General features: G+C 66.7%; 22 protein-coding genes and 1 tRNA gene. 15 read left to right on the forward strand and 8 right to left on the reverse strand.

The features are described from left to right. Positions 1-215: 215 nt before the first annotated feature. Positions 216-289: transfer RNA gene (locus tag LL236_RS08130), tRNA-Gly, on the reverse strand. A 60-nt stretch (positions 290-349) separates the two neighbouring features. On the opposite strand from LL236_RS08130, the gene dcd reads away from it, so the two are divergent. Next, positions 350-943 carry a dCTP deaminase gene (gene dcd, locus LL236_RS08135; protein ID WP_228178244.1) on the forward strand — a complete coding sequence of 198 codons (594 nt, stop codon included), beginning with the start codon at positions 350-352 and terminating at the stop codon, positions 941-943. A 132-nt stretch (positions 944-1,075) separates the two neighbouring features. Here the strand turns inward: dcd and LL236_RS08140 are convergent, their stop codons facing one another. Next, positions 1,076-1,795 carry a hypothetical protein gene (locus LL236_RS08140; protein ID WP_228178245.1) on the reverse strand — a complete coding sequence of 240 codons (720 nt, stop codon included), beginning with the start codon at positions 1,793-1,795 and terminating at the stop codon, positions 1,076-1,078. A gap of 140 nt (positions 1,796-1,935) precedes the next feature. Here LL236_RS08140 and LL236_RS08145 point away from each other — a divergent pair, with 140 nt between their 5' ends. Continuing rightward, the gene (locus LL236_RS08145; protein ID WP_228178246.1) at positions 1,936-2,520 is read left to right on the forward strand and encodes a MarR family winged helix-turn-helix transcriptional regulator; all 585 of its coding nucleotides are present in this window, start codon (positions 1,936-1,938) and stop codon (positions 2,518-2,520) included. Between the two features lie 111 nt (positions 2,521-2,631). Here LL236_RS08145 and LL236_RS08150 read toward each other — a convergent pair whose 3' ends face one another. Further along, positions 2,632-4,086, reverse strand: coding sequence for an MFS transporter (locus tag LL236_RS08150; protein ID WP_308017249.1), 1,455 nt, complete (start codon positions 4,084-4,086; stop codon positions 2,632-2,634). Between the two features lie 62 nt (positions 4,087-4,148). On the opposite strand from LL236_RS08150, the gene LL236_RS08155 reads away from it, so the two are divergent. Genes LL236_RS08155 through LL236_RS08165 form a run of 3 tightly spaced genes read left to right on the forward strand, consistent with a single transcriptional unit; the run spans position 4,149 to position 6,479 of the window. Continuing rightward, positions 4,149-4,637 (forward strand): cation:proton antiporter regulatory subunit, encoded by a 489-nt coding sequence (locus tag LL236_RS08155; RefSeq protein ID WP_228178247.1) that lies wholly within the window; start codon positions 4,149-4,151, stop codon positions 4,635-4,637. 3 nt (positions 4,638-4,640) lie between these two features. Continuing rightward, on the forward strand, positions 4,641-5,849 hold the full coding sequence (locus tag LL236_RS08160; RefSeq protein ID WP_228178248.1) for a cation:proton antiporter: 1,209 nt from the start codon (positions 4,641-4,643) through the stop codon (positions 5,847-5,849). A gap of 15 nt (positions 5,850-5,864) precedes the next feature. Beyond that, positions 5,865-6,479, forward strand: a complete 615-nt coding sequence (locus LL236_RS08165; RefSeq protein WP_228178249.1) for a hypothetical protein — start codon at positions 5,865-5,867, stop codon at positions 6,477-6,479. Positions 6,480-6,493: 14 nt separating this feature from the next. Here LL236_RS08165 and LL236_RS08170 read toward each other — a convergent pair whose 3' ends face one another. Next, positions 6,494-7,060, reverse strand: coding sequence for a GNAT family N-acetyltransferase (locus LL236_RS08170; protein WP_228178250.1), 567 nt, complete (start codon positions 7,058-7,060; stop codon positions 6,494-6,496). Positions 7,061-7,236: 176 nt separating this feature from the next. Here LL236_RS08170 and dnaK point away from each other — a divergent pair, with 176 nt between their 5' ends. Genes dnaK through LL236_RS15000 form a run of 5 tightly spaced genes read left to right on the forward strand, consistent with a single transcriptional unit; the run spans position 7,237 to position 12,383 of the window. Then, positions 7,237-9,105, forward strand: a complete 1,869-nt coding sequence (dnaK, locus tag LL236_RS08175; protein WP_228178251.1) for a molecular chaperone DnaK — start codon at positions 7,237-7,239, stop codon at positions 9,103-9,105. 12 nt (positions 9,106-9,117) lie between these two features. Further along, the gene (locus LL236_RS08180; RefSeq protein WP_228178252.1) at positions 9,118-9,762 is read left to right on the forward strand and encodes a nucleotide exchange factor GrpE; all 645 of its coding nucleotides are present in this window, start codon (positions 9,118-9,120) and stop codon (positions 9,760-9,762) included. A gap of 15 nt (positions 9,763-9,777) precedes the next feature. Continuing rightward, on the forward strand, positions 9,778-10,770 hold the full coding sequence (locus tag LL236_RS08185) for a DnaJ C-terminal domain-containing protein (RefSeq protein WP_228178253.1): 993 nt from the start codon (positions 9,778-9,780) through the stop codon (positions 10,768-10,770). Between the two features lie 20 nt (positions 10,771-10,790). Beyond that, positions 10,791-11,255, forward strand: a complete 465-nt coding sequence (locus LL236_RS08190) for a heat shock protein transcriptional repressor HspR (protein ID WP_228178254.1) — start codon at positions 10,791-10,793, stop codon at positions 11,253-11,255. A 33-nt stretch (positions 11,256-11,288) separates the two neighbouring features. Further along, the gene (locus LL236_RS15000) at positions 11,289-12,383 is read left to right on the forward strand and encodes a DUF998 domain-containing protein (RefSeq protein WP_228178255.1); all 1,095 of its coding nucleotides are present in this window, start codon (positions 11,289-11,291) and stop codon (positions 12,381-12,383) included. Here LL236_RS15000 and LL236_RS08200 read toward each other — a convergent pair. After that, positions 12,370-13,653 carry an ion channel protein gene (locus LL236_RS08200; protein ID WP_228178256.1) on the reverse strand — a complete coding sequence of 428 codons (1,284 nt, stop codon included), beginning with the start codon at positions 13,651-13,653 and terminating at the stop codon, positions 12,370-12,372. The genes LL236_RS15000 and LL236_RS08200 overlap by 14 nt on opposite strands. A gap of 94 nt (positions 13,654-13,747) precedes the next feature. On the opposite strand from LL236_RS08200, the gene LL236_RS08205 reads away from it, so the two are divergent. Beyond that, positions 13,748-14,500, forward strand: a complete 753-nt coding sequence (locus LL236_RS08205) for a potassium channel family protein (RefSeq protein WP_228178257.1) — start codon at positions 13,748-13,750, stop codon at positions 14,498-14,500. A 44-nt stretch (positions 14,501-14,544) separates the two neighbouring features. Next, positions 14,545-15,717: an AI-2E family transporter gene (locus LL236_RS08210; RefSeq protein WP_228178258.1), complete on the forward strand. Its 1,173-nt coding sequence runs from the start codon at positions 14,545-14,547 to the stop codon at positions 15,715-15,717. A gap of 2 nt (positions 15,718-15,719) precedes the next feature. Here LL236_RS08210 and LL236_RS08215 read toward each other — a convergent pair whose 3' ends face one another. Genes LL236_RS08215 through LL236_RS08225 form a run of 3 tightly spaced genes read right to left on the reverse strand, consistent with a single transcriptional unit; the run spans position 15,720 to position 17,223 of the window. Further along, positions 15,720-16,061: an SHOCT domain-containing protein gene (locus LL236_RS08215; RefSeq protein WP_228178259.1), complete on the reverse strand. Its 342-nt coding sequence runs from the start codon at positions 16,059-16,061 to the stop codon at positions 15,720-15,722. Between the two features lie 18 nt (positions 16,062-16,079). Continuing rightward, on the reverse strand, positions 16,080-16,508 hold the full coding sequence (locus tag LL236_RS08220) for a DUF6325 family protein (protein WP_228178260.1): 429 nt from the start codon (positions 16,506-16,508) through the stop codon (positions 16,080-16,082). Positions 16,509-16,548: 40 nt separating this feature from the next. Beyond that, complete coding sequence (locus LL236_RS08225) at positions 16,549-17,223, reverse strand: GAP family protein (RefSeq protein ID WP_228178261.1); 675 nt, start codon at positions 17,221-17,223, stop codon at positions 16,549-16,551. Positions 17,224-17,388: 165 nt separating this feature from the next. Between LL236_RS08225 and LL236_RS08230 the strand changes: the two genes are divergently transcribed. The 3 genes from LL236_RS08230 to LL236_RS08240 all read left to right on the forward strand — a co-directional run bounded on the left by LL236_RS08230 (position 17,389) and on the right by LL236_RS08240 (position 21,028). Continuing rightward, positions 17,389-18,612 (forward strand): glycosyltransferase, encoded by a 1,224-nt coding sequence (locus tag LL236_RS08230; protein WP_228178262.1) that lies wholly within the window; start codon positions 17,389-17,391, stop codon positions 18,610-18,612. A 2-nt stretch (positions 18,613-18,614) separates the two neighbouring features. Continuing rightward, entirely contained in the window at positions 18,615-19,814 is a 1,200-nt protein-coding gene (locus tag LL236_RS08235) for a glycosyltransferase (protein WP_228178263.1), read from the forward strand. 236 nt (positions 19,815-20,050) lie between these two features. Beyond that, positions 20,051-21,028 carry a GlxA family transcriptional regulator gene (locus LL236_RS08240; protein WP_228178264.1) on the forward strand — a complete coding sequence of 326 codons (978 nt, stop codon included), beginning with the start codon at positions 20,051-20,053 and terminating at the stop codon, positions 21,026-21,028. The last annotated feature ends 59 nt before the right edge of the window (positions 21,029-21,087 follow it).

Below are 21,087 nucleotides of genomic sequence, written 5' to 3' on the forward strand. Positions count from 1 at the left end.
CTACGGCACCCACGCGAATGCCCTCCCGCACGGCCTACGGCCGCACGTGAGGGCATTGGAGGGGCTGACGGGAATCGTCCCCACCGCCACTCCACACGCCGCTGTGCGGCGCGCGGAGCCTCCGGCGGCGTGGGCCCACCCGCACGCGGAGATCGGTTCCTACGGCACCCACGCGAATGCCCTCCCGCACGGCCTACGGCCGCACGTGAGGGCATTGGAGGGGCTGACGGGAATCGAACCCGCGCTGTCTGCTTGGGAAGCAGAAGTTCTGCCATTGAACTACAGCCCCATGCGCCGAGGCGCCCCGCCAGCATACCAAGCAGCTCGCGAGGGGTCGTAGGCTGGGCTCGTGCTGCTCTCGGACCGCGACATCCGCCACGAAGTGTCCACTGGTCGGGTCGCGCTCGACCCATGGGATGCCGAGATGGTGCAGCCCTCGAGCGTAGACGTTCGCCTCGATCGCTACTTCCGGCTGTTCGACAACCATAAGTATCCGTTCATCGACCCCGCCGTCGACCAGCCCGATCTCACACGGCTGATCGAAGTGGCACCCGACGAACCGTTTATCCTGCACCCGGGCGAGTTCGCCCTGGGTTCGACGTTCGAGCAGGTGACACTCCCCGACGACATCGCCGCGCGGCTCGAAGGCAAATCCTCGCTCGGGCGGCTCGGGCTGCTTACGCACTCCACTGCGGGGTTCATAGACCCTGGCTTCTCGGGCCACGTGACCCTCGAGCTGTCGAACGTCGCTACCCTGCCGATCACGCTCTGGCCCGGCATGAAGATCGGGCAGCTGTGCTTCTTCCGGCTGTCGTCTCCCGCCGAGAACCCCTACGGATCTGGCCCGTACGGCAACCGCTACCAAGGACAACGCGGACCGACGGCATCCCGATCGCACCAGAATTTTCACCGCACGGATGTCGGAACCCGCGCCGCGGAGTAGTCCGGCGCTTAGTCATCCTGTCTCTGGCTCAGCGAGCCGCCAGCAACAGTTCGGTCGCGCCTTCTTGCGGGTTGACGTGAGCCGAACCCGCAAGACGACGCGACCGATAGGTGTGTTTGGGGTCGGAATGCCTCAGCTTGCCGCTGACTCGCGACCGCGCGTGAAGCCGGCGTCAAAGCCCCGCTCGTAGGCGCGCGCGCCGCGGCGGTGCTCGCCCCGGTGATGCTTGCCGTGACGGTGACCCTGTCGGTGCGAGCCGTGGTCACGGCCGTCGTCGCAATGGCGCGCATCGTTGTCGGCTTCGAAGGCCGGACCGAAACCCGGACGGAAACCGGGGCCGAAGCCGCGTCCGAATCCGGGGTGGAACCGCGGTCCGAAGGGGCGACCGTGCCGCCCGCGGCCGAACCGGCCGAAGCCGAGGTCCGGGTCCAGGTCGTGCTCCTGCTCTCCGCCGAGTCCGCGGGCCATCGCCTGAAGTGACGCGATGGTCGTGGCGTAGTCCTCGGGTGAGACGGCGCCCGAAACGCGCTCACGGATGCCGGACACGGCCTCGGCGAGGCGTTCCTTCATCTCACGACCGGCGTCGGTGAGCGTCCAGTCGCCGGATCCGTTCTGCTCGATCCAGCCGCGATCCTCGAGGCGGCGCATCCGCTTGCCTCGAGGTGCTCGGGCCCAGGCGTGCGTGCCGTCGATGACGCCCAGCAGCATCCAATCGCGGCGGTCAGCGCCGCACTCGGCGAGGCGTGTGTCGAACTCGCGGCTGATCAGGGCCTCGACCAGGCGCAGCCAGTAGCCGAGCGGGCGGTCGCTCCCGGCGGGTGCGTCTTCGTGGTGTTCTTCGTGGGTGTTCATGGGGAATCCTCTCTGGCGGGCAGAACCCGCGTCGTCTCCGAGCGCTCTTTTGCGTTGCTCCGGAATGCATGTATTAGTGCATGTACTTGCATGGTGACATGTAATCGATATCCATGTCAACTCGCATGTAAATTGGAGGGATGCCGATCACGCCGTCCGACCCCATCGATCAGATCGCGGCGGCACTCGTTCGCCTGCGAGGACGGCGCGGCCACCGGCCGTGGATGCCTCCAGGGCCGCACGACTCGCAGAACCACGGGACCGACGACGAGGACGGCCATCGTCGGCGCGGTCATCACCGAGGCGGCCCCGGCTTCGGTCCGGGCGTCGGCTGGGGCCCGTGGGTGGGACCGATGGGCTCGAAAGAACATCGCGGCGATGCCCGCATCTCGGGTCCGGCGCGGATGCGTGTGCTTGAAGTGCTGGCATCCAGCGACCATCCGCTCACTGTGAGCGAGCTCGGCGAAGCGATCGGCGTCGATCAGCCTCGCGCATCGCGCCTCGTGCAGCAGGGGGTCGAGTTCGGGCTCGTTCGCCGCGAGGCCGACCCCGACGATGCCCGCCGAACGCGGATCGTTCTCACCGAGAAGGGCGAGACCTTCGTCCGCGGCTTTCGCGATCAGCGACGCGATGCGATCACGACGGCCCTGGCATCCTTCACGGATGCCGAACGCACCGACCTCGCCCGTCTGCTGACCAAGCTCGCCGACGCCTGGCCCAGCTGACCCTGCCCGCGCCAATCCCGCAGGTAGGAGTAATCACCCAGGTAGGACGGATGCCGCCCCAATCGACCTGCGTAGGCGAGTTGTCCTACATCGCGGAGGCGAGCGCCGCGCTCAGACCGCCGAGCGCTTGGGCAGCCGCACGAGCAGCAGCAGGATGAGGCCGAGCAGGAGCACCAGTCCGATGCCGAGGACGCCGAAGAGGGTCGAGCCGAAATACGCGATGAAGACGGTCCACATGGCCGGGGAGAGGAAGCTCGCGACGCGTCCGGTTGTGGCGTAGAGCCCGAAGATCTCACCCTGCATCCCGGTCGGGGTGACGCGAGCGAGCAGCGAGCGGGATGCTGCCTGCGCCGGCCCGACCATGGCCGAGAGGATGAGTCCGCCGATCCAGAAGATGACGGCACCCAGGTCGTGGAACGCGAAGACGACGAACGCGACGACCACGAGGGTGGTCAGGGCGACGACGATGACGGCCTTCGCGCCGAACCTGTCGTCGAACCGACCCGCGATGATCGTCGACAGCCCGGCCACGACATTGGCCGCGATCGCGAACAGGATGACGTCGGTCGGCCCGAATCCGAACGCGACGGCTGCGAGCACTCCGCCGAATGCAAAGACCCCGGCCAAACCGTCGCGGTACACGGCGCTGGCGATGAGGAACCAGAAGGTCGGACGGTGCTCCCGGAACAGGCGCGCGATGTCGTGCACGAGCACCACATAGCTGCGGAAGAAGCCCACGCTTTGGCCGGGCGCCGAGGGCGGGGGCTCGGGGACGTTCCGAAAGAGCGGGATGGAGAAAAGGATCGTCCACACACCGCATCCGACCGCGATCAGGCGATACGCGAGGCCGTCGGAGGTGTCCATCCCGAACCAGTCCGCGAACGTGAGAGCGACGACGATCACGAGGGCGACGATTCCGCCGATGTAGCCCATGCCCCAGCCGAGGCCGCTGACCTTGCCGACCGTCTTCGGCGTTGACACCTGGACGAGCAGCGCGTTGTAGTTGACGCCGGCGATCTCGGAGATGACCGCACCCACGGCCAGCACGGCCGCGCCGTACCAGAAGAAGACGGGCTGGGCGTAGACGAAGAACAACGCGAACTGCGTGAGCGCGAGGAGCATCGTGAACACGAAGAGCCAGCGCTTCTTGCTGCCCCGGCGATCGGCCTGTTGGCCGAGGACCGGCGCGAGAAACAGGATCAGCAGCCCCGCGATGGTGGTGACCAAGCCGTACCCGCTGGTGAGGTCGGCCAGCGCCGCCTCCTTTACAGGGGAATCATCGGGGAGCGAAGCGACGTCAGCGGGCAGGAAGCTGTCGGAGACGAGGTACAGGGCCGCGAAGACGAAGGTGAGGATGACGGAGTTGAAAGGCTGGGTCGCCCAGTCCCAGAACGCCCACGAGATCACCTGCTTGCGCGGGACGTGCCGCTCCTCGGTGGAGTCCTGGAAGAGCACCGCCAGGCTCTCGAGGGCATCGGTGTCGGTGGTCGGCGGAGGAGTCGGCACACCGGTTGCGTCGGGTGTCGGGGCCTGGGCCTCGCGGAGTTCGGGCTCGCTGTCGCTCACTCGCCATACGCTAGGGGTCCAGAGTGAACATTGGGTAGCCCTTTTGGTGGGAAGATGGGCGCATGCCCGTTCACGTGGAGCGCGCCGAGCTACCCGGCATCGGCATCCGTCACGACATCCTCACCGACGATGGTCGGCGTCTCTCGGTGGTGAACTTCCGCGAGGGCGGTCGAGAGATAGCGATCTCCGACGAGGACGACCCCGACCGCTGCGGTGACACCCTCGCGTTGACGGATGACGAGGCCACGGCGCTCTCGGAGGTGCTCGGCGGCTCGGTGATCCTCACCCAGCTGGCGGGCCTGCAGGAGGCCTTCGCCGGCCTGCAGATCGAGAAGATTCCCGTGCGGGCAGACTCCCCGTACGTCGGGCGACCCCTCGGCGACACGAAAGCGCGCACGCTCACGCGCTGCTCCGTCGTGGCCATTGTGCGCGAGTCGGGCGTGATCCCGGCGCCCGAGCCCTCCGACGCGCTGCGCGCCGGAGACACCCTGGTCGTCGTCGGCACCCGTGAGGGTCTTGAGCACCTGGTCCGGATCCTGAACGGCGCTTGATCGATGCATGATGGCGCGCTGCTCTTTCTCGAGATCGGCGCGCTGCTGTTCGGTATCGCGCTGTTGGGTCGCCTCGCGGGCCGCATCGGGATCTCCCCGATCCCGCTGATCCTCCTGGGCGGCCTCGCGTTCGGTGAGGGCGGCATCCTGCCGATCTCACAGGGCGAGGAGTTCATCGAGGTCGGCGCCGAGATCGGCGTCATCCTGCTGCTGGTGATGCTGGGCCTGGAGTACAACGCGAAAGAGCTGATGGGCAGCCTCAACCGGTCGCGGATGGCCGGCGGGATCGATATGGCCCTGAACGCCATTCCGGGCGCTATCGCCGGCTTCGTTCTCGGCTGGGGTCCCGTGGGTGCGCTGGTTCTCGCGGGGATCACCTGGATCTCCTCATCCGGTGTCGTCGCGAAAGTGCTGCAGGATCTCGGCCGCCTCCCCAACCGAGAGACACCGACGATCCTCTCGATCCTGGTGATCGAGGATCTGGCGATGGCGTTCTATCTGCCGGTCCTGACCGCTGTGCTGGTCGGCATGGATCTTGCCGCCGGCGCGATCAGCGTCACGATCGCCCTCGCGGCGGTGCTCCTGATCCTGTGGGTCGCGCTCCGGCACGGACCGCTCGTCTCCAAGCTCGTCTGGTCCAAGCGCGCCGACGTGCTACTGCTGTCGGTCCTGGGACTGACGCTCGTCGTGGCGGGGCTTGCCGCAGAGGCGAACGTGTCGGCCGCGGTCGGGGCCTTCCTCGTCGGGATTGCGATCTCGGGTCCCGCGGCAGAGCACGCGACGCAGGTTCTCACCCCCCTGCGCGATCTGTTCGCGGCGGTGTTCTTCTTGTTCTTCGGGCTGTCGACCAACCCCGCCGATCTGCCTCCGGTTCTGGTGCCCGCGCTCATCCTCGCGATCGTCACCATGGGCACAAAGGTGCTCACCGGCTACCTGGCTGCGCGCAAAGCCGGGATCGCCGAACCCGGCCGCTGGCGCGCTGGTTTCGCCCTGACGCCGCGCGGAGAATTCTCGATCGTCATCGCGGGACTTGCCGTGTCCGCCGGTGCCGACCGGTCCCTTGCCGCCCTCGCGACGGCCTACGTGCTCATCACCATCGTGGTCGGGCCCCTCCTTGCCCGAATCCCCGACACCGCGCGGTTCGACACTTGGGCCAAGGGGCGGCAGAAGGCGCGGCGGATGCGACGGCGGGCGGCGGCGGCGGAAGGCTGACGGTACCGTTTGCACATGATGACGCCTGCGTCAGCCGACGAACCACGCGACGGTGCCCGAACAGACGGAGCGCCCGCGCGATCGACAGCCCCCGAGGGTGGATCCACGATGCAGCGGCGCTATGACCGCCTCTTCAACACCGGCGGCAGTCGGGCGGTCGGCGCGTATCTTCGCGAGCGGATCTACGCCACCTTCACAGGACTTGCCATCATCCTCGTGATCGCGGGTTCCGATCACGAGGATGCCGACCACGCCCTGCTTGCCCTGCTGTTCGGTGTGATCGGCATCACGATCGCGGGTCTGGTGTCAGACGTGGTTTCGCACCTCGCGGTGGAGGGGGAGTTTCCCCATGGCCGGGACTGGATCGTCCTGACCCGCGTCGCCGGCGGTGGCCTGTCGACGGTTGCCGTGCCGGGCGGACTACTGTTTCTCGGATGGCTCGAGATCATCGACCTGTCCACGGCGATAAGCGCTGCCGCCATCGTCTACGTCGTCACCCTCGCGCTGATCGGCTGGCTCGCCGTTCGCCGTTCGCACGCGAGGTGGTGGGAGAGGGTGCTCGCTCTCGGCATCCTCATCGGGCTCGGCCTTCTCGTGATTGCGCTGCAAACCCTCGCGAAGCTCGTGTGAATCACTCGCGGCACTCAGGCTCGAATGCGTCGATAGTCCTGCTCGAGGATCGCGTAGATCGCGGTGTCGACCCACTCGCCCTTCAGCCACATGTTCTCGCGCAGATGGGCCTCGTGACGCATTCCGAGCCGCGCACAGACTGCGGCTGACGCTTCGTTGCGGGGATCGAGTTCGGCGTAGATGCGGTGCAGCCCGAGCTCTTCGAATCCGACCCGCAGGAAGATGTCAGCGGACTCGGTCGCGTAGCCCTTGCCCCGCGCGGATGCCGACAGGAGCCATCCGATCTCTGCGGTGCGGTCATCAGTGCTGGCGAGCTTGAAATACAGCGTTCCCACCAGCTGGCCATCGGCATCCCGGATCGCCGGCTGAACGTAGTCACCGGCCTTCTCGAGGGAGTTGTGGGCGCTGTCGCGCTCGATGGCGGCGACGACCTGCTCTCGCGACCGCGCCTCGTAGAGCATGTAGCGCACGATCGCCGGGTCGCCCTGAATCGCGCTCAGCGCCTCCACGTCGTCCGTGCCGACGAGGTCGAGTGTCACACGCTCGCCGCGCAGCGGAGCGAAGTGCCACGGAAGATTCACGCGATCATTATCGCCCGCACAAAATTGATACGAGTGGACTCAACTCCAGTTGACACCGAGAGGGTGGGTGGCTACGCTTGAGTCATCGCGACTCAACCTCGTGCCTCAACCGTGCAAGGAGCCGCGAGTCGACTTTCAACCGGAACATCGCTTCCACGCAGAACAAGGAGAAACAGATGCCACGTGCAGTGGGAATCGACCTCGGAACCACCAACTCCGTCGTCAGCGTCCTCGAGGGCGGCGAGCCCAAGGTCATCGCCAACGCCGAGGGCTTCCGCACCACCCCGTCGGTGGTCGCCTTCACGAAAGACGGCGAGGTGCTCGTCGGCGAGACCGCCAAGCGCCAGGCCGTCACCAATGTCGACCGCACCGTCTCGTCGGTCAAGCGCCACATGGGAACCGACTGGACCTTCGACGTCGACGGCAAGAAGTACACGCCGCAGGAGATCTCGGCGCGCATCCTGGCCAAGCTCAAGCACGACGCCGAACAGTACCTCGGTGACTCGGTGACGGATGCCGTCATCACCGTCCCCGCGTACTTCAACGACGCCGAGCGTCAGGCGACCAAAGAAGCCGGCGAGATCGCGGGCCTGAACGTCCTGCGCATCATCAACGAGCCCACCGCCGCCGCCCTCGCCTACGGCCTGGACCGCGGTAAGGAAGACGAACTCATCCTCGTCTTCGACCTCGGTGGTGGAACCTTCGACGTCTCCCTGCTGGAGGTGGGCAAGGATGACGACTTCTCGACGATCCAGGTGCGTTCGACCGCCGGTGACAACCGCCTCGGCGGTGACGACTGGGACCAGCGGATCGTCGACTACCTGATCAAGCAGTTCAAGGACACCACCGGTGTGGACGTCTCGGGTGACAAGATCGCCCTGCAGCGCCTCAAGGAGGCCGCGGAGCAGGCGAAGAAGGAGCTCTCGAGCTCGGCATCCACGAGCGTGAACCTTCCCTACCTGTCGCTGACGGAGAACGGCCCGGTGTCGCTGTCCGAGACGATCACGCGCGCGAAGTTCGAGGACCTCACGAAGGACCTGCTGGACCGCACGAAGAAGCCGTTCGAGGACGTCATCCGCGAAGCCGGCATCAAGGTCAGCGACATCGACCACGTCGTGCTCGTCGGTGGGTCGACCCGCATGCCCGCGGTGAGCGACCTGGTCAAGAAGGAGACCGGCGGCAAGGAGCCCAACAAGGGAGTCAACCCTGATGAGGTCGTCGCCGTCGGTGCGGCGCTTCAGGCCGGTGTCCTCAAGGGTGAGCGCAAGGACGTTCTGCTCATCGACGTCACCCCGCTGAGCCTCGGTATCGAGACCAAGGGCGGCATCATGACCAAGCTCATCGAGCGCAACACCGCCATCCCGACCAAGCGCAGCGAGACCTTCACGACCGCCGACGACAACCAGCCGTCCGTCGCGATCCAGGTCTTCCAGGGTGAGCGCGAGTTCACCCGCGACAACAAGCCGCTGGGAACCTTCGAACTCACCGGCATCGCGCCGGCCCCTCGCGGCATCCCGCAGGTCGAGGTGACCTTCGACATCGACGCGAACGGCATCGTGCACGTGTCCGCCAAGGACAAGGGCACCGGCAAGGAGCAGTCGATGACGATCACCGGTGGATCGTCGCTGCCCAAGGAAGACATCGAGCGCATGGTGCGCGAGGCCGAGGAACACGCCGCTGAAGACAAGAAGCGTCGCGAGTCGGCTGAGACCCGAAACCAGGCCGAGACCCTGTCGTACTCGATCGAGAAGCTGATCAAGGACAACGAAGACAAGCTGCCCGACGAGGTCAAGACCTCGGTGCAGGCTGATGTCGACGCCCTCAAGACCGCTCTTGCCGGCGAGGATGACGACGCGGTGAAGGCTGCGTTCGACAAGCTGAACCAGAGCCAGTCGCAGCTCGGTGAAGCCATCTACCAGGCAGGGCAGGCCGCCGGCGAGAACCCCGACCCCGCGGCGAGCGAGCCCGGCTCGGGTGAGGTCCCCAACCCCGACGAGGACGTCATCGACGCCGAGGTCGTCGAGGACGAAGACGACAAGAAGTAAACGGAAGAGATCATGGCACGCAAGGACGACGAAGAGCCCACACCTTCGGAGAAGGACTCCGGAGTCGGACCTGACGGCGCCCCTGACAGCGCGAGCGCTGACAACGGTGACGCGGCAGCGTCGGAGGACACCTCCTCCGACGCTGCCGGTGCCGATCAGGATGACCTCACGGTGGACGCCATTCTCGGGGCTGCGCAGTCGGCTGACGCCGCTGCGGCCGAGGATGTCGTGCTCGCCGACCTCGAGTCGGCGCTGTTGACCGACCTCAAGCGCCTTCAGGCGGAGTACGCCAACTACCGCCGCCGCACGGAGGAGCAGCGGGAGATCGAGATCGAACGCGCGAAAGGGGCTGTCGCGAAGGGCTTCATCCCCGTGCTCGACGACCTCGACCGGGCCGAGAAACACGGCGACCTCGAAGAGGGCTCTCCCTTCGCAGCGATCGCAGAGAAGATCCGCTCGGTCGCCGAGCGGCTCGGTGTCACCTCGTACGGCGAAGCCGGCGAGGTCTTCGATCCGCAGCAGCACGAGGCGATCTTCCAGCAGCCCACTCCCGGGGCTACCGAGACCACGATCTTGGAGGTCGTGGAAGTCGGCTATCGGCTCGGATCGATCGAGCTTCGCCCCGCGAAGGTCGTCGTCGCGGTGCCCGCTGAGTAGCACGGAGGACAATCGATGGCCAGTCAAGACTGGTTCGACAAGGACTTCTACAAGGTCCTCGGCGTCTCGAAGGAGGTGTCCGCGGCAGACCTGAAGAAGACGTACCGGAAGCTCGCCCGCCAGTACCACCCCGACTCCAACGCCGGCGATGCGAAGGCCGAAGCACGGTTCAAGGAGATCAGCGAGGCGTACGCCGTGCTCTCCGACCCCGAGCAGCGCGAGGAGTACGACCAGATCCGCGCGATGGGATCGGGCGCACGCTTCACGGCGGGCGGTCAGGGCGCGGGCGGATTCGAGGACGTCTTCAGCCGGTTCGGTCAGAGCCGCGGGGGCTACAGCTACGAGAGCGCTGACTTCGATGACATCTTCTCGATGTTCGGGCAGGGCGGTGGCAGCTCGTTCGGCTCGGGACGGTTCGGGCAGGCATCCGGCGGTTTCCGCGGCTACGGCGGGCCCACCCGTGGCGCCGACGTCACCGCCCGCGCGACGATCGACTTCGTGACCGCGACCAAGGGTGAGACCATCACCCTGCAGTCCGAAGACGGTCAGCCGTTCAAGGTGAAGATCCCTGCGGGTGTCGCCGACGGGCAGAAGATCAGGCTGCGCGGTCGTGGTCGGCCCTCGCCTGATGGCGGTGAGAGCGGCGATATCGTCGTGCAGGTGACGGTGCGGCCGCACCCGGTCTTCACCCGAGAAGGGCTGAACCTCCGCGTGGTCGTTCCCGTGAAGTACACCGAGGCCGTGTTCGGCGCGACTATCGAGGTCCCCACCCTCGGCGGCGACCCCGTGAAGCTGCGCGTTGCCCCCGGCACGCCGTCGGGGCGCGTACTGCGCGTGAAGGGACGTGGCGTGCAGACCCGGAAGGGCACCGGTGACCTGCTCGCCGAGGTCCAGATCGCCGTCCCCACCCACGTCGACGGCGCCGCACGGGAAGCGCTCGAGAAGTACCGCGAGGCCGAACCGAAAGAGAACCCGCGCGCCGAACTGCTGGCCCGCGCGGCAACCTGACCCCCATCGAGGACACACGGATGGCTGAACACGAGATCGACGACGAGGCCCCGATCCTGGCGATCGCGGCAGCGGCCGAACTCACCGGCATGCATCCGCAGACCCTCCGGCAGTACGACCGCCTCGGTCTCGTCGTTCCGGCGCGTACACACGGCGGTTCGCGCCGGTACTCGCTGCGCCACGTCGAGCAGCTGCGAGAGATCGCCCGGCTCTCGGGTGAGGGAATGAGCCTGCCGGGGATCGCGCGCATCATCGAGTTGGAGAACCGCGTGCGCGAGCTGCACACCCGGGTGCGCGACCTCGAGGCGCGCGTCGAAGCGGAGCTCGCCAGTAGGCCGGGCGCTCGGGTGTTCGCGGCGGGATCGAGCGGATCGGTCATCACCCTCCGACGTGGACGCCGCGTCCGTCGCGCCACGGAGATCGTGCTGTGGCGCCCGCGCCACGCGCTGCCACCGGCATCCGACACCCCGGCCGGCGACGACTGAGTCGCGGTGCGGTCGCTGCGCTACTCTCATGCCGTGACAGCGACACCATCACCTGAGACGCCCGCGGCGCAGGCCGACACGCGCCGCGCTCACCGCATCGTCGTCGCCGAGGATTCCGGGTCCGACCACGAGCGAGCTCTCGAGTCGCTCAGTCTAGGCGTCGGAGCCGTCGCGTTCGTCGTTGTCGCGTTGGTTGCGTTGGCCGTCTTCCGGTTTCAGAGCGCGCCGATATCCGGCCCGGGTTCGGTGGGCCAGTTCTCCGCGATCGTCTCGGGGGTCGCGGGAATCCTCGCCTTCGCGGCGGGCAGGTATGTCCTCCACGCCCGCCAGTCCGGCGCTCGCCGCCTCGGGGTGCTCGACTATCTGGATGCCGGGGCGCTTGCCTTCGCCCACGGCATCATCGCGCTGCTGTCGTGGACGCTGCTCGCGGTGATTCTTGAGGACGCCTTCATCGGCGCGGAAGTGTATGCGTTGCCGCTGCTCGCCCTGTCGGCTGCCGCGGCCTCGGTGACCGCGTACCTGGTCTTCTACTCGGCCACGCATATGGATCTGTCGCTGCTCGCCCTGATTCTCGCGGTGTTCCTCATCGAGGGAGTGCTGGCGGCGATGCTGACGGCCAGCGACCCGTACTGGTGGAGAGACAACCTTTCCGCGCTGGGAATGACGAACGACCTGTCGGCGATGACGTTCAACCTCACGCTCATCGTGGCGGGCTTCATCGTCACGACACTTGCGCGGTACGCGACCCGTGGCATCCCGACCTCGCACGCTCACGGCATCCGGTGGGTGCGGCTGTGCCTCATCCTGGTCGGGGTCTTCCTCGCCTTTGTCGGGGTCTTTCCGGTCAACGAGTTCTTCTTCATCCACACCGCGTTCGCCTCGGGCATGGCTGTCGTGTTCGGCGTGCTCGTGATCCGCCTTCCCGCCTGGATCCCCGGAATTCCTCGCCCGTTCGTCGCGCTCGGCTGGCTTTTCATCGCCGCGATCGTCGTGCTCGCGGTGTTCTTCGTGGTCCGCTACTACACCCTGACCGCGGTCGAACTGGTCGCGGGCATCCTCGTGTTCACGTGGATCATCCTCTTCATCCGCAACGCGGCAGCCTTGGAGACCGACATCAACGCGACGTGACAAGAGGCGCCGGGTGATCCTCGATGATCATCTCCGGTGCCCGCGCAACGACCAGCCAGGTCGGCAGGATCGCCACGCACATGATCGCGAGGATGCCGATGTCGCCGACCATCGCGACGGCGACGAACAGGGCGATCCAGCCGTCGCGGGCGATGGCAAGCGTGAACCCAAGCACCCCGCTGGCGATCGCGAGGCCGAATGGGATCGACGGCACGAGGGTATGGGCCAGCATCCCGAACGCGACGCCGAGAAAGATCGCCGGGAACACGCGACCACCGCGGAACCCGAAGGATGCGGCCACCACGAGTGCCGCAAGCTTGATCCCGACGACGGCGAGGAGCCCTGCCCAGCCGATCGTGCCGTCCAGCGCGATGAGTTGAGCGCTCTGCTCCAGGCCCTTGAAGAGGGTCAAGGGGCCACCGAGGGCGCCGAGCCCGCCGAGGAGCAGGCCCCCGGCGATGCTCAGAAGCAGCGGGTTCGGCATCCGTCGGCGCAGGAACGGATGTAGGGCCTTGAACGCAATGATCCCGACGAGCGCCACCGCGGCCCCGACTGCGGCGATGACGGATGCCGAGACCAGGTCGATGGCCTGTGGATCGGTGTACGGAGCGATGTTGGCGACGGCGCCCAGCCCGCCGCCGAGGACGAGAGAGGTGACTGTGCCGGTCGCGGCGGCGACGAGGGGAAGGAAGAGCTTGTCCCACAGCGCTCCTCCGCCGGAGGCGAGGGCGCCGGTGAAGACGAGCGCAGCTGCCACGGGAGTCCCGAACAGAGCGCCGATCGTGCCGGCAGCAGTCAGGATCACGACCAGCTGAGCAGGGATCGCGGGCCACAGGCGTGAGACGATCCACACCGCCAGGGCCGTGTTGATCGCGATGATCGGGCTCTCGGGGCCGAGGCTTACGCCGCCGATGAGCGTGAGCAGGATGACGACGATGATGCTCGGCACCGCACGGACCGGCTGCGGCGGTGCGATGAGCTCGACGGTCGCGGAGTCCTGGCCGCCGTGGCCCGGCATCTTCCAGACGACAAGCCCCACGAGGAATCCGGTGAGGGCTAGAACGCCGAAGATCCACCAGGGTGAGTCGCCGGTCGCGCCCAGAGACTCCGGCAGCGCCTCCCACACCCAGTGCACCCCAAGGTGCGCGACTTCATCGAGCGCCCACAGCATGACTCCCGACAGGATGCCGATGAGTGCGGCGGGGATCGACAGGGCTACGAGCGTGCGCGAGCTGGAAGCGAATGCCCACGGGTTCGGGTTCGTGACCATGCGGCTCACCCTAGTGCGAGGGAATGCTGCGCGATGCTTGGACTCTCGGCGAGCGCTCGCAGAGGTGGTTGTTCAGTTCAGTACGCTCGGCGACATGACCGAACAGCGTTGGCAGCGCATCACGTACTGGCCGCTGGTCATCGCCTCGCTCGCATTTCTCGTCGCGTACTCATGGCAGGTGATCGCGAACCTGCAGGGCGCGGAGTACGTCGTCATGCGCACAGTCATGGCTCTGACATGGGTGATCTTCGCTGTCGACTACCTCGTGCGGCTCGCGCTCGCCCCGCGGAAGGCTCCGTGGTTTCGTGGCCACCTGTTCGATCTCACAGTCGTAGTGCTGCCGGTGCTCAGACCACTCCGGCTGATCCAGGCGATGACCGAGATCCAGAAGATGTCCAAGGGTGACGCACTTCGCACGCAGGCCTCCATCCTCGCCGGCGGCACCGTCCTGATTCTGATCTGGATCTGTTCTCTGGGCGTCCTGGATGTCGAGAGGGCCGCGCCGGGGGCGAACATCCTGAACATCGGGGACGCGATCTGGTGGGCCTTCGTTACCGTGACGACTGTCGGTTACGGTGATTTCTACCCCGTAACCGTGGCGGGCCGCGTCATCGCCGTCGTATTGATGACAGTCGGTATCGGAGTCGTCGGAGTGGTGACGGCGACCACCGCATCGTGGTTCGTCGAACGTGCCGCTGCCGTCGGAGGCAACGACGATCAAGAGACAGCCACTCGGGGCCAGATCCGCGCCCTCTCGCGACAGCTCGAGGCGGCGGTGAAGGGTCTTCCGGCAGACGTTGAAAAAGTCATCCCCGGCCACAAGCACACCGAACCGCCGAAGGCGTGATCGCCAACAACCGATGCTCGAAGGCCCCGCGGTAGCCTGGCGCGGTGAGTTCCGCTCAGCCGTCTCCCGCGCCGCCCGCGCTGTCACCCATGCTCCGGGTGCTGGTGGGCCTCGCCGCGACGGTGATTGTCTTGGTCGGCCTCTCGTGGGCGCGCGAAATCGTCGGTCCGCTCGTACTCGCAGCCGTGATCGTGATCATCTGCCACCCACTGCACGGCGTGCTGCGCAGACGCGGATGGCCCCTGTGGACTGCCACCACGGCTGTCATCGTGCTTGCCTACGTCATCCTTACGGCGATGGCACTGCTCCTGTGGTTCGCCGGAAGCCAGTTCGCGCGTCTGGTCGTCGAGTATCTCGGGCAGTTGCAGGCAACGGTGACCGACATCGAGCAGTGGCTGGCCTCGATGGGCTGGGATCAGCGTGCCGCCGACACCGTGTCGTCCTTCCTTGAACCGACGAGGCTGCTGAGCGTCGCGACGTCGGTGTCGGGAATGGTCGTCGGAGTCGCGCTCGGTCTGTTCTTCGTGCTCGCCTACGTGATCTTCATGGCAGCCGACGCAGCTCGCTATCGGCGGCTGGGCGCGGTGTTCCAAGACTCCGTCACCGACACGCTTGCACGCATCCGCGCGTTCAATATCGGGACGCGGCGTTACTACATCGTCAACGCCATCTTCGGAGCGATCGTCGCAGTCATCGACGGGATAGCGCTCGCGGCCATCGGCGTGCCAGCTCCCGTAGTGTGGGCGATTCTCGCTTTCGTCACCAACTTCGTACCCAACATCGGGTTCGTCCTCGGACTCATCCCGCCGGCCGTGCTCGCCCTTGTCGTCGGGGGTTGGCCCCTGCTTCTGGCGGTGATCGCGATCTACAGCGTTGTCAACGTGGTGCTGCAGGTTCTCATCCAGCCGAAGTTCGTCGCTGACGCGGTGAGCCTCAGCCTCACGCTGAGTTTCTTCTCCGTCATCTTCTGGACGTTCATCATCGGGCCGCTCGGCGCGATCCTCTCCATCCCGTTGACGCTCTTGGTGCGCGCACTGATTCTCGAAGCCGATCCGAATGCCCAGGTTCTCCGGTGGTTGAGCGGTGATCGGGATGCGGCGCCAGAGAGCGCAGTCGGGCGAGATCGTCACGAAGACGAGCCCCCGGCCGCAGACAGCTCGACAGACGAAGGGTCGCCGGTCGAGCCCTCAGACCCGCCCAGCGACCCCTCGGACTGAGTTCAGGCGAGGAGCTTGGCCTTCGCCGCGGCGAACTCCTCGTCGGTGAGGACGCCGGCATCCTTGAGCGCAGCGAGCTTCTGAAGTTCGGCAACGACATCCACCGCGGGAGCCGCTGCCGGTGCGGGGGCTGCAGCCTGCTGCGCGGCGACGGCCTGCTGTGCCGCCTGCTGCATCGCCGCTTGCTGTTGCGCTGCCTCGTACTGTTCCTGCTCATACTGAGACTGTGCTTTGCGCTGCCTGTTGCCCGCCATCGCGCCCGAGACGGCGCTAGCTGTGCCGGCCACGACGGCGGTACGTGCGGCGAGGCCGATGAGGCCGGGTCGGCCGACTCGTCTAATCATGTCGATCTCCTGTTTCTCTCAGGCCTCTTCGGCCAGGTCCATGACGGCGTTGACGATGGGTGCAGGGATGCGCTCGGCGCTCAGGACCACTCCACCCGACGACGCGAGCTTGTCGGCGAGCCGGCGCGCGTAGACGAGTTCGAGGGCGACGATCGCCGCCGAGGTGCCCGGCTCGACGAGCTCGACAAGCTCCGCGATGTCTTCCTCACCGGTGATCCCGATCTCTGCGAAGTCGATACCACCGAAGCCGTACTCCTCGGTTTGCTCTTCGATCTCAATGACCTCCACCTCGCCTGATTCCGACTTCGACACGATCACTAAGTCGAGGAGACGAACGAGGCCGCCCTCAACGAGCTCGGCCAAGGCGGCTGCGGTATCGGGGCTCGGGCGATCGCCCTCGAAGCCGACGAGGTAGAGCTCGACCGGTCCGTAGCGGAACTCAGCCATGGTGGATCCTTTCGGGTTGATGACAGGGATGCAGGAGAAGTCAGAAGTACGCGAGTCCCTTGGCGATGACCACGACGCCGAGGATCAAGAGCACCACCCCCATGATGACGGCGTTCTCGCGTTCCAGCCAGGACCTGAGTGAGTCAAGCGGTCGGCGGAGGCGGTCGCGGGCCACAAGGAATCCGACGACGGGGACAACGATCGTCGAGGCCGCCAGGAGCACGTACACCGCGATCGCGCCCACGGCGTTGCCGACTGCCAGGTTCGAGGTGCCGATCACGACACCCGCAGCCGCACCCAGGACCAGGTTCTTCGGGTTCGCAGCGGCCAGCAGGATGCCGAGGCCGAGAGCGTCCCAGAACCCGAGTCGACCGATCCCCTGCATCCAGCGTGGAAGCTCCGGCGGCCGCCCGTGCGACCTCGCCTGCGACCGGAACTGATGAGCGGAGAGGCCAATGAGCGTGACACCGAGAAGGAGATGGATCCCGCCCTGTACGGGGCGAACGCCTCCCACGACAGGCGTCGAGATCACCGCAGCGCAGAGTAGGAAGACGATGACCGCGGTGAGGATGCCCAGAATCCACCCCGCGGCAAACCCGACTGAAGATGCTCGCGCCCGGGGTGAGAGCAGCAAGAGAATCGTCGCGATGATCGGGATCGGGCTGAGAGCGATGCCGAGTGCGAGAGGAAGCACCGCGCTGATCGCGTTGCCCATGTCGAACCTCCTGCGAGATGTTCCCGGCTCCATCATCGTCCATACGACACGCGCTCCCTCGCCGGAGCACCCGGGAGCGCCTCCCGGGACAGCTCGGGTCGCTCAGGTACAGTTGTGTCGCCGCATCCCGCGGTGCGACCGCCGTTCAGCAAAGGCAGCCCCTCTGTGACTTCCCTCGACGCGTCCGACGGCTCGCCGACCGGCGACCATCCCGGTGGCGACGGCCGCCTCACCGTGCTCATCGGTGCTGACACCTTCTTTCCTGACGTCAACGGCGCCGCGCGTTTCGCGGAGCGGCTCGCGGCAGGTCTGGTTGCTCGCGGGCACGACGTTCACGTCATGGCCCCAAGCAAGACGTGGGCGCAGCACGGCGTGTTCCGTGAGGTGATCGAAGGTCAGGAGATGACCGTTCACCGCATTCGCTCGTACCGGTGGTATCCGCACGACTGGCTGCGTTTCGTGTGGCCATGGCGCGCCAAGCACTACTCCCGCATCGTGCTCGATGACGTGAAGCCGGATGTCGTCCACATTCAGTCGCACATCGTGATCGGTCGCGCGCTGACCCGGATCGCGCGCGAGCGTGGAATTCCCGTCGTCGCGACCAACCACGTCATGCCAGAGAACATCCTCGATTACTCGGCGATGCCGAAGTCGTGGAACGACACGATCATTCGGTGGGCGTGGGCAGACGCGAACCGAACGTTCCAACTCACCCGTGTCATCACCACTCCTACGCGCCGCGCTGCCGACTACCTGGAGCGGGCGACGGGGATCAGCGGCGTCATCCCGATCTCGTGCGGCATCGACATGCACAACTACACGCCTGACTTCAGTGCCCGTCCCGACAAGCGCGTGCTGTTCGTCGGTCGACTCACCAACGAGAAGCAGATCGATGTCCTGCTGCGAGCCATGACCAAGCTCGACCCCGCACTGGGGGCGACCCTCGACATCGTCGGCGGCGGCGACCAGCGTAAGAGCTTGGAGGCGCTCGCCGGCGATCTCGGTCTCGCTGATCGCGTGACGTTCCACGGCCACACCTCCGAGGAGGAGTTGCGGGCGCTGTACTCGCGGGCAACAGTCTTCGCTATCGCCTCGATCGCCGAGCTCCAGTCGATCGCCACAATGGAGGCGATGGCCTCGGGTCTTCCGATCGTCGCGGCCAATGCCGTGGCACTCCCGCACCTGGTGCACGACGGCGAGAACGGTTATCTCTTCACGCCGGGCGATGACGATGAGCTGGCAGCGCGCCTCACTGATGTGCTCACCGCGGAGTCTGAGGAGCGCCGCCGGATGCAGCAAGCCTCTCTCGATGCCGTCGCCATCCATGACATCAACCGCACACTCGACACCTTCGAAGCGCTGTACCGCGGCGAACCCGTCCCGGAGTAGCAATGCACGTCGTGATGTTCGGCGACCAGCACGCCGAAACGCTCGGCGGCGCACAGGTGTCGATGCGGCTTCAGCGCCGGTTCCTCGAGAAAGCCGGTCACACCGTCACGATCGTCGCGCCCCGCAGACACGGCCGGCGCTCGGCCCAGCATTCTGAGGACCCGGGATACGCCGACCTTCCATCCATCCCAGTGACCCTCGATCGCGAGTACTCGATGACGTGGCCGAGTGCCAGGGCCGATCGCGCCGTCGACGCGGTGATGGCCGGGCGGCTACCGGTCGACATCGTGCACGTGCAGGGTGACTTTTGGGGCGCGTTCCTCGGCCTACGCTTTGCCCGGCGCCACGGTCTTCCCGTGGTGTTCACGTTCCACAACCGGGTCGATGTCGGCATCCGCGCGGTCGCCCCATTCCCGGACCTCGTGCTGCGCGTTCTGAACCGGTGGGGCCGTCGTGCGCTCTCGGAACCTGCGGATGCGGGCGCCGACGGCTGGGCGTACCTACGCATGCTGGCGGCGTCGGCGGATGCCGTCACGGCGCCCTCGGCCCACTTCGCGCGCCGCCTTGAGGCCCACCGCGTCGCCCCCCATGTCGATGTCGTTTGGAACGGCATCGACGACGACGAACTGGCCCTGGCACTCAGCTCCCCGCGCGGGCTTCCCGAGTCCAGGTCTCCGCGCCTGGTGTGGGTCGGGCGCATGAGTCCCGAGAAGCGTCTGATTCCGTTCTTGGAGGCGGTGGTCGCGTCGGGAATCGACGCCGACATCGAAGTGATCGGCAACGGCGCGCAACGGGCTGCCGCTCAGCGCGTCGCCGAGCGTGCCCGTGCGTCAGTCTTCTTCCTCGGGTCGTTGCCCTATCGCGAAACGCTGCGACGCATCCGGTCGGCCGACGCCCTCGTCCAGACCTCGATCGGGTTCGAGACGCAGGGAATGACGATCTTCGAGGCTGCGACACTCGGAACCCCATCGATCGTTTGCGACCCGGACCTCGTGGCAGAACTCGGCTCTGGTGTGTGGGCAGTTCCGGATGACGAGACCGCAACCCTCGCTGAGGTCTTGCGCAGCGCCGTCGCCGACATCCGCGACGGCGCAGCGCCAGTGCCCGACCCGTCGATCGCCGAGAGATTCCGCCAGTCGTCGCGGACCGCGGCCATGCTCGAGGTGTACGAGGCAGCGAGAGCCCGGCACGCCGAGCGCTGAACCCGCGCTGGCACCGTCACGGCAGGCGTCGATAGTCGGTGGGAACGCGGCGAAAGCCGTCGGTGCGGACGGCGCGGAGCGCGGAAACCACGCCCCACACGGCAATCGCTGACATGAAGAGGAGAATAATCATGTCAGAAAAGCTATGATCGAATAATTCCCGCCACGAGTGGCGGAATGAACATACGTCGTAGGATTCATGCCACCCTGGGTGCGCTGCCGAAAGTCGAGTCATCATGATCCGCACCGTTGCCACCGTCGTCCAGCCGGGCTTCGCGCCATTCGAATTCGGGCTGGCATGTGAGGCTTTCGGTCTCGACCGCTCCGGCGATGGCATCCGGGGGTTCGATTTCCGCATCGTGGCTGCGGAGCCGGGGCTCGTGCCGAGCAACCTCGGGTTCTCGATCACGGTCGACGAGGATCTATCGTTCGCGGAGACCGCTGATCTTGTGATCGTGACACCGGTGCCGCGCGAGAGATGGCACGAGGCCGACACCCGGGTATCGGCCGTCGTTCGACGCGCAGCCGAGCGCGGCGCGTGGCTCATGAGTGTGTGCAGCGGGTCGTTCGTCCTGGCGGCGGCGGGAGTGCTCGACGGTCGTCGTGCCACCACCCACTGGATGTACGCCGAGACCATGGCTCGGATGTATCCCCAGATCGACGTGGACCCCGATGTCCTGTACGTCCAAGACGGCCGCATCATCACGAGCGCCGGGACGGCGGCGGGGCTGGATGCCTCCCTGCACCTCATGCGCCAGGAACTCGGCGCAGAGGCGACGAACCGCATCGCCCGGCGAATGGTGGTCGCACCGCAGCGGGACGGCGGCCAGGCGCAGTTCATCGACAAGCCGCTGCCGGTGGCGGCGTCTCACTCCCTTGCTCCGGTGACCGACTGGATGCTCGAGAACCTCCGCGCCGATCTGTCGGTGGAACAGCTCGCCGCGCGAGCGCACATGTCGCCTCGGACGTTTGCCCGGCGCTTCAAGGCGGACCTTGGCGCGACACCGGCGGCGTGGCTTGCCCGCCAGCGCATCATCCACGCGCAGCGGCTGCTCGAGCGCACCGACCTGGGCCTTGACCGGATTGCGTGGGAGAGCGGATTCGGTTCCGCAGCGGTACTGCGTCAGAACTTTGCGCGGGTCCTGGGGATCACCCCGACCGCGTACCGCGCGCGCTTCCCCTCGGTATCGCAGGACCTCGCTCCGACCGGCTGAGGCTGTCCTCGTCTGCGGACGCAACGATCGGGCAACGGCGCCCTGTGGCGTGCTGCGGC

It is taken from the genome of Microbacterium schleiferi (assembly GCF_020781975.1).
In the GTDB taxonomy this organism is placed as follows: Bacteria; Actinomycetota; Actinomycetes; order Actinomycetales; family Microbacteriaceae; genus Microbacterium.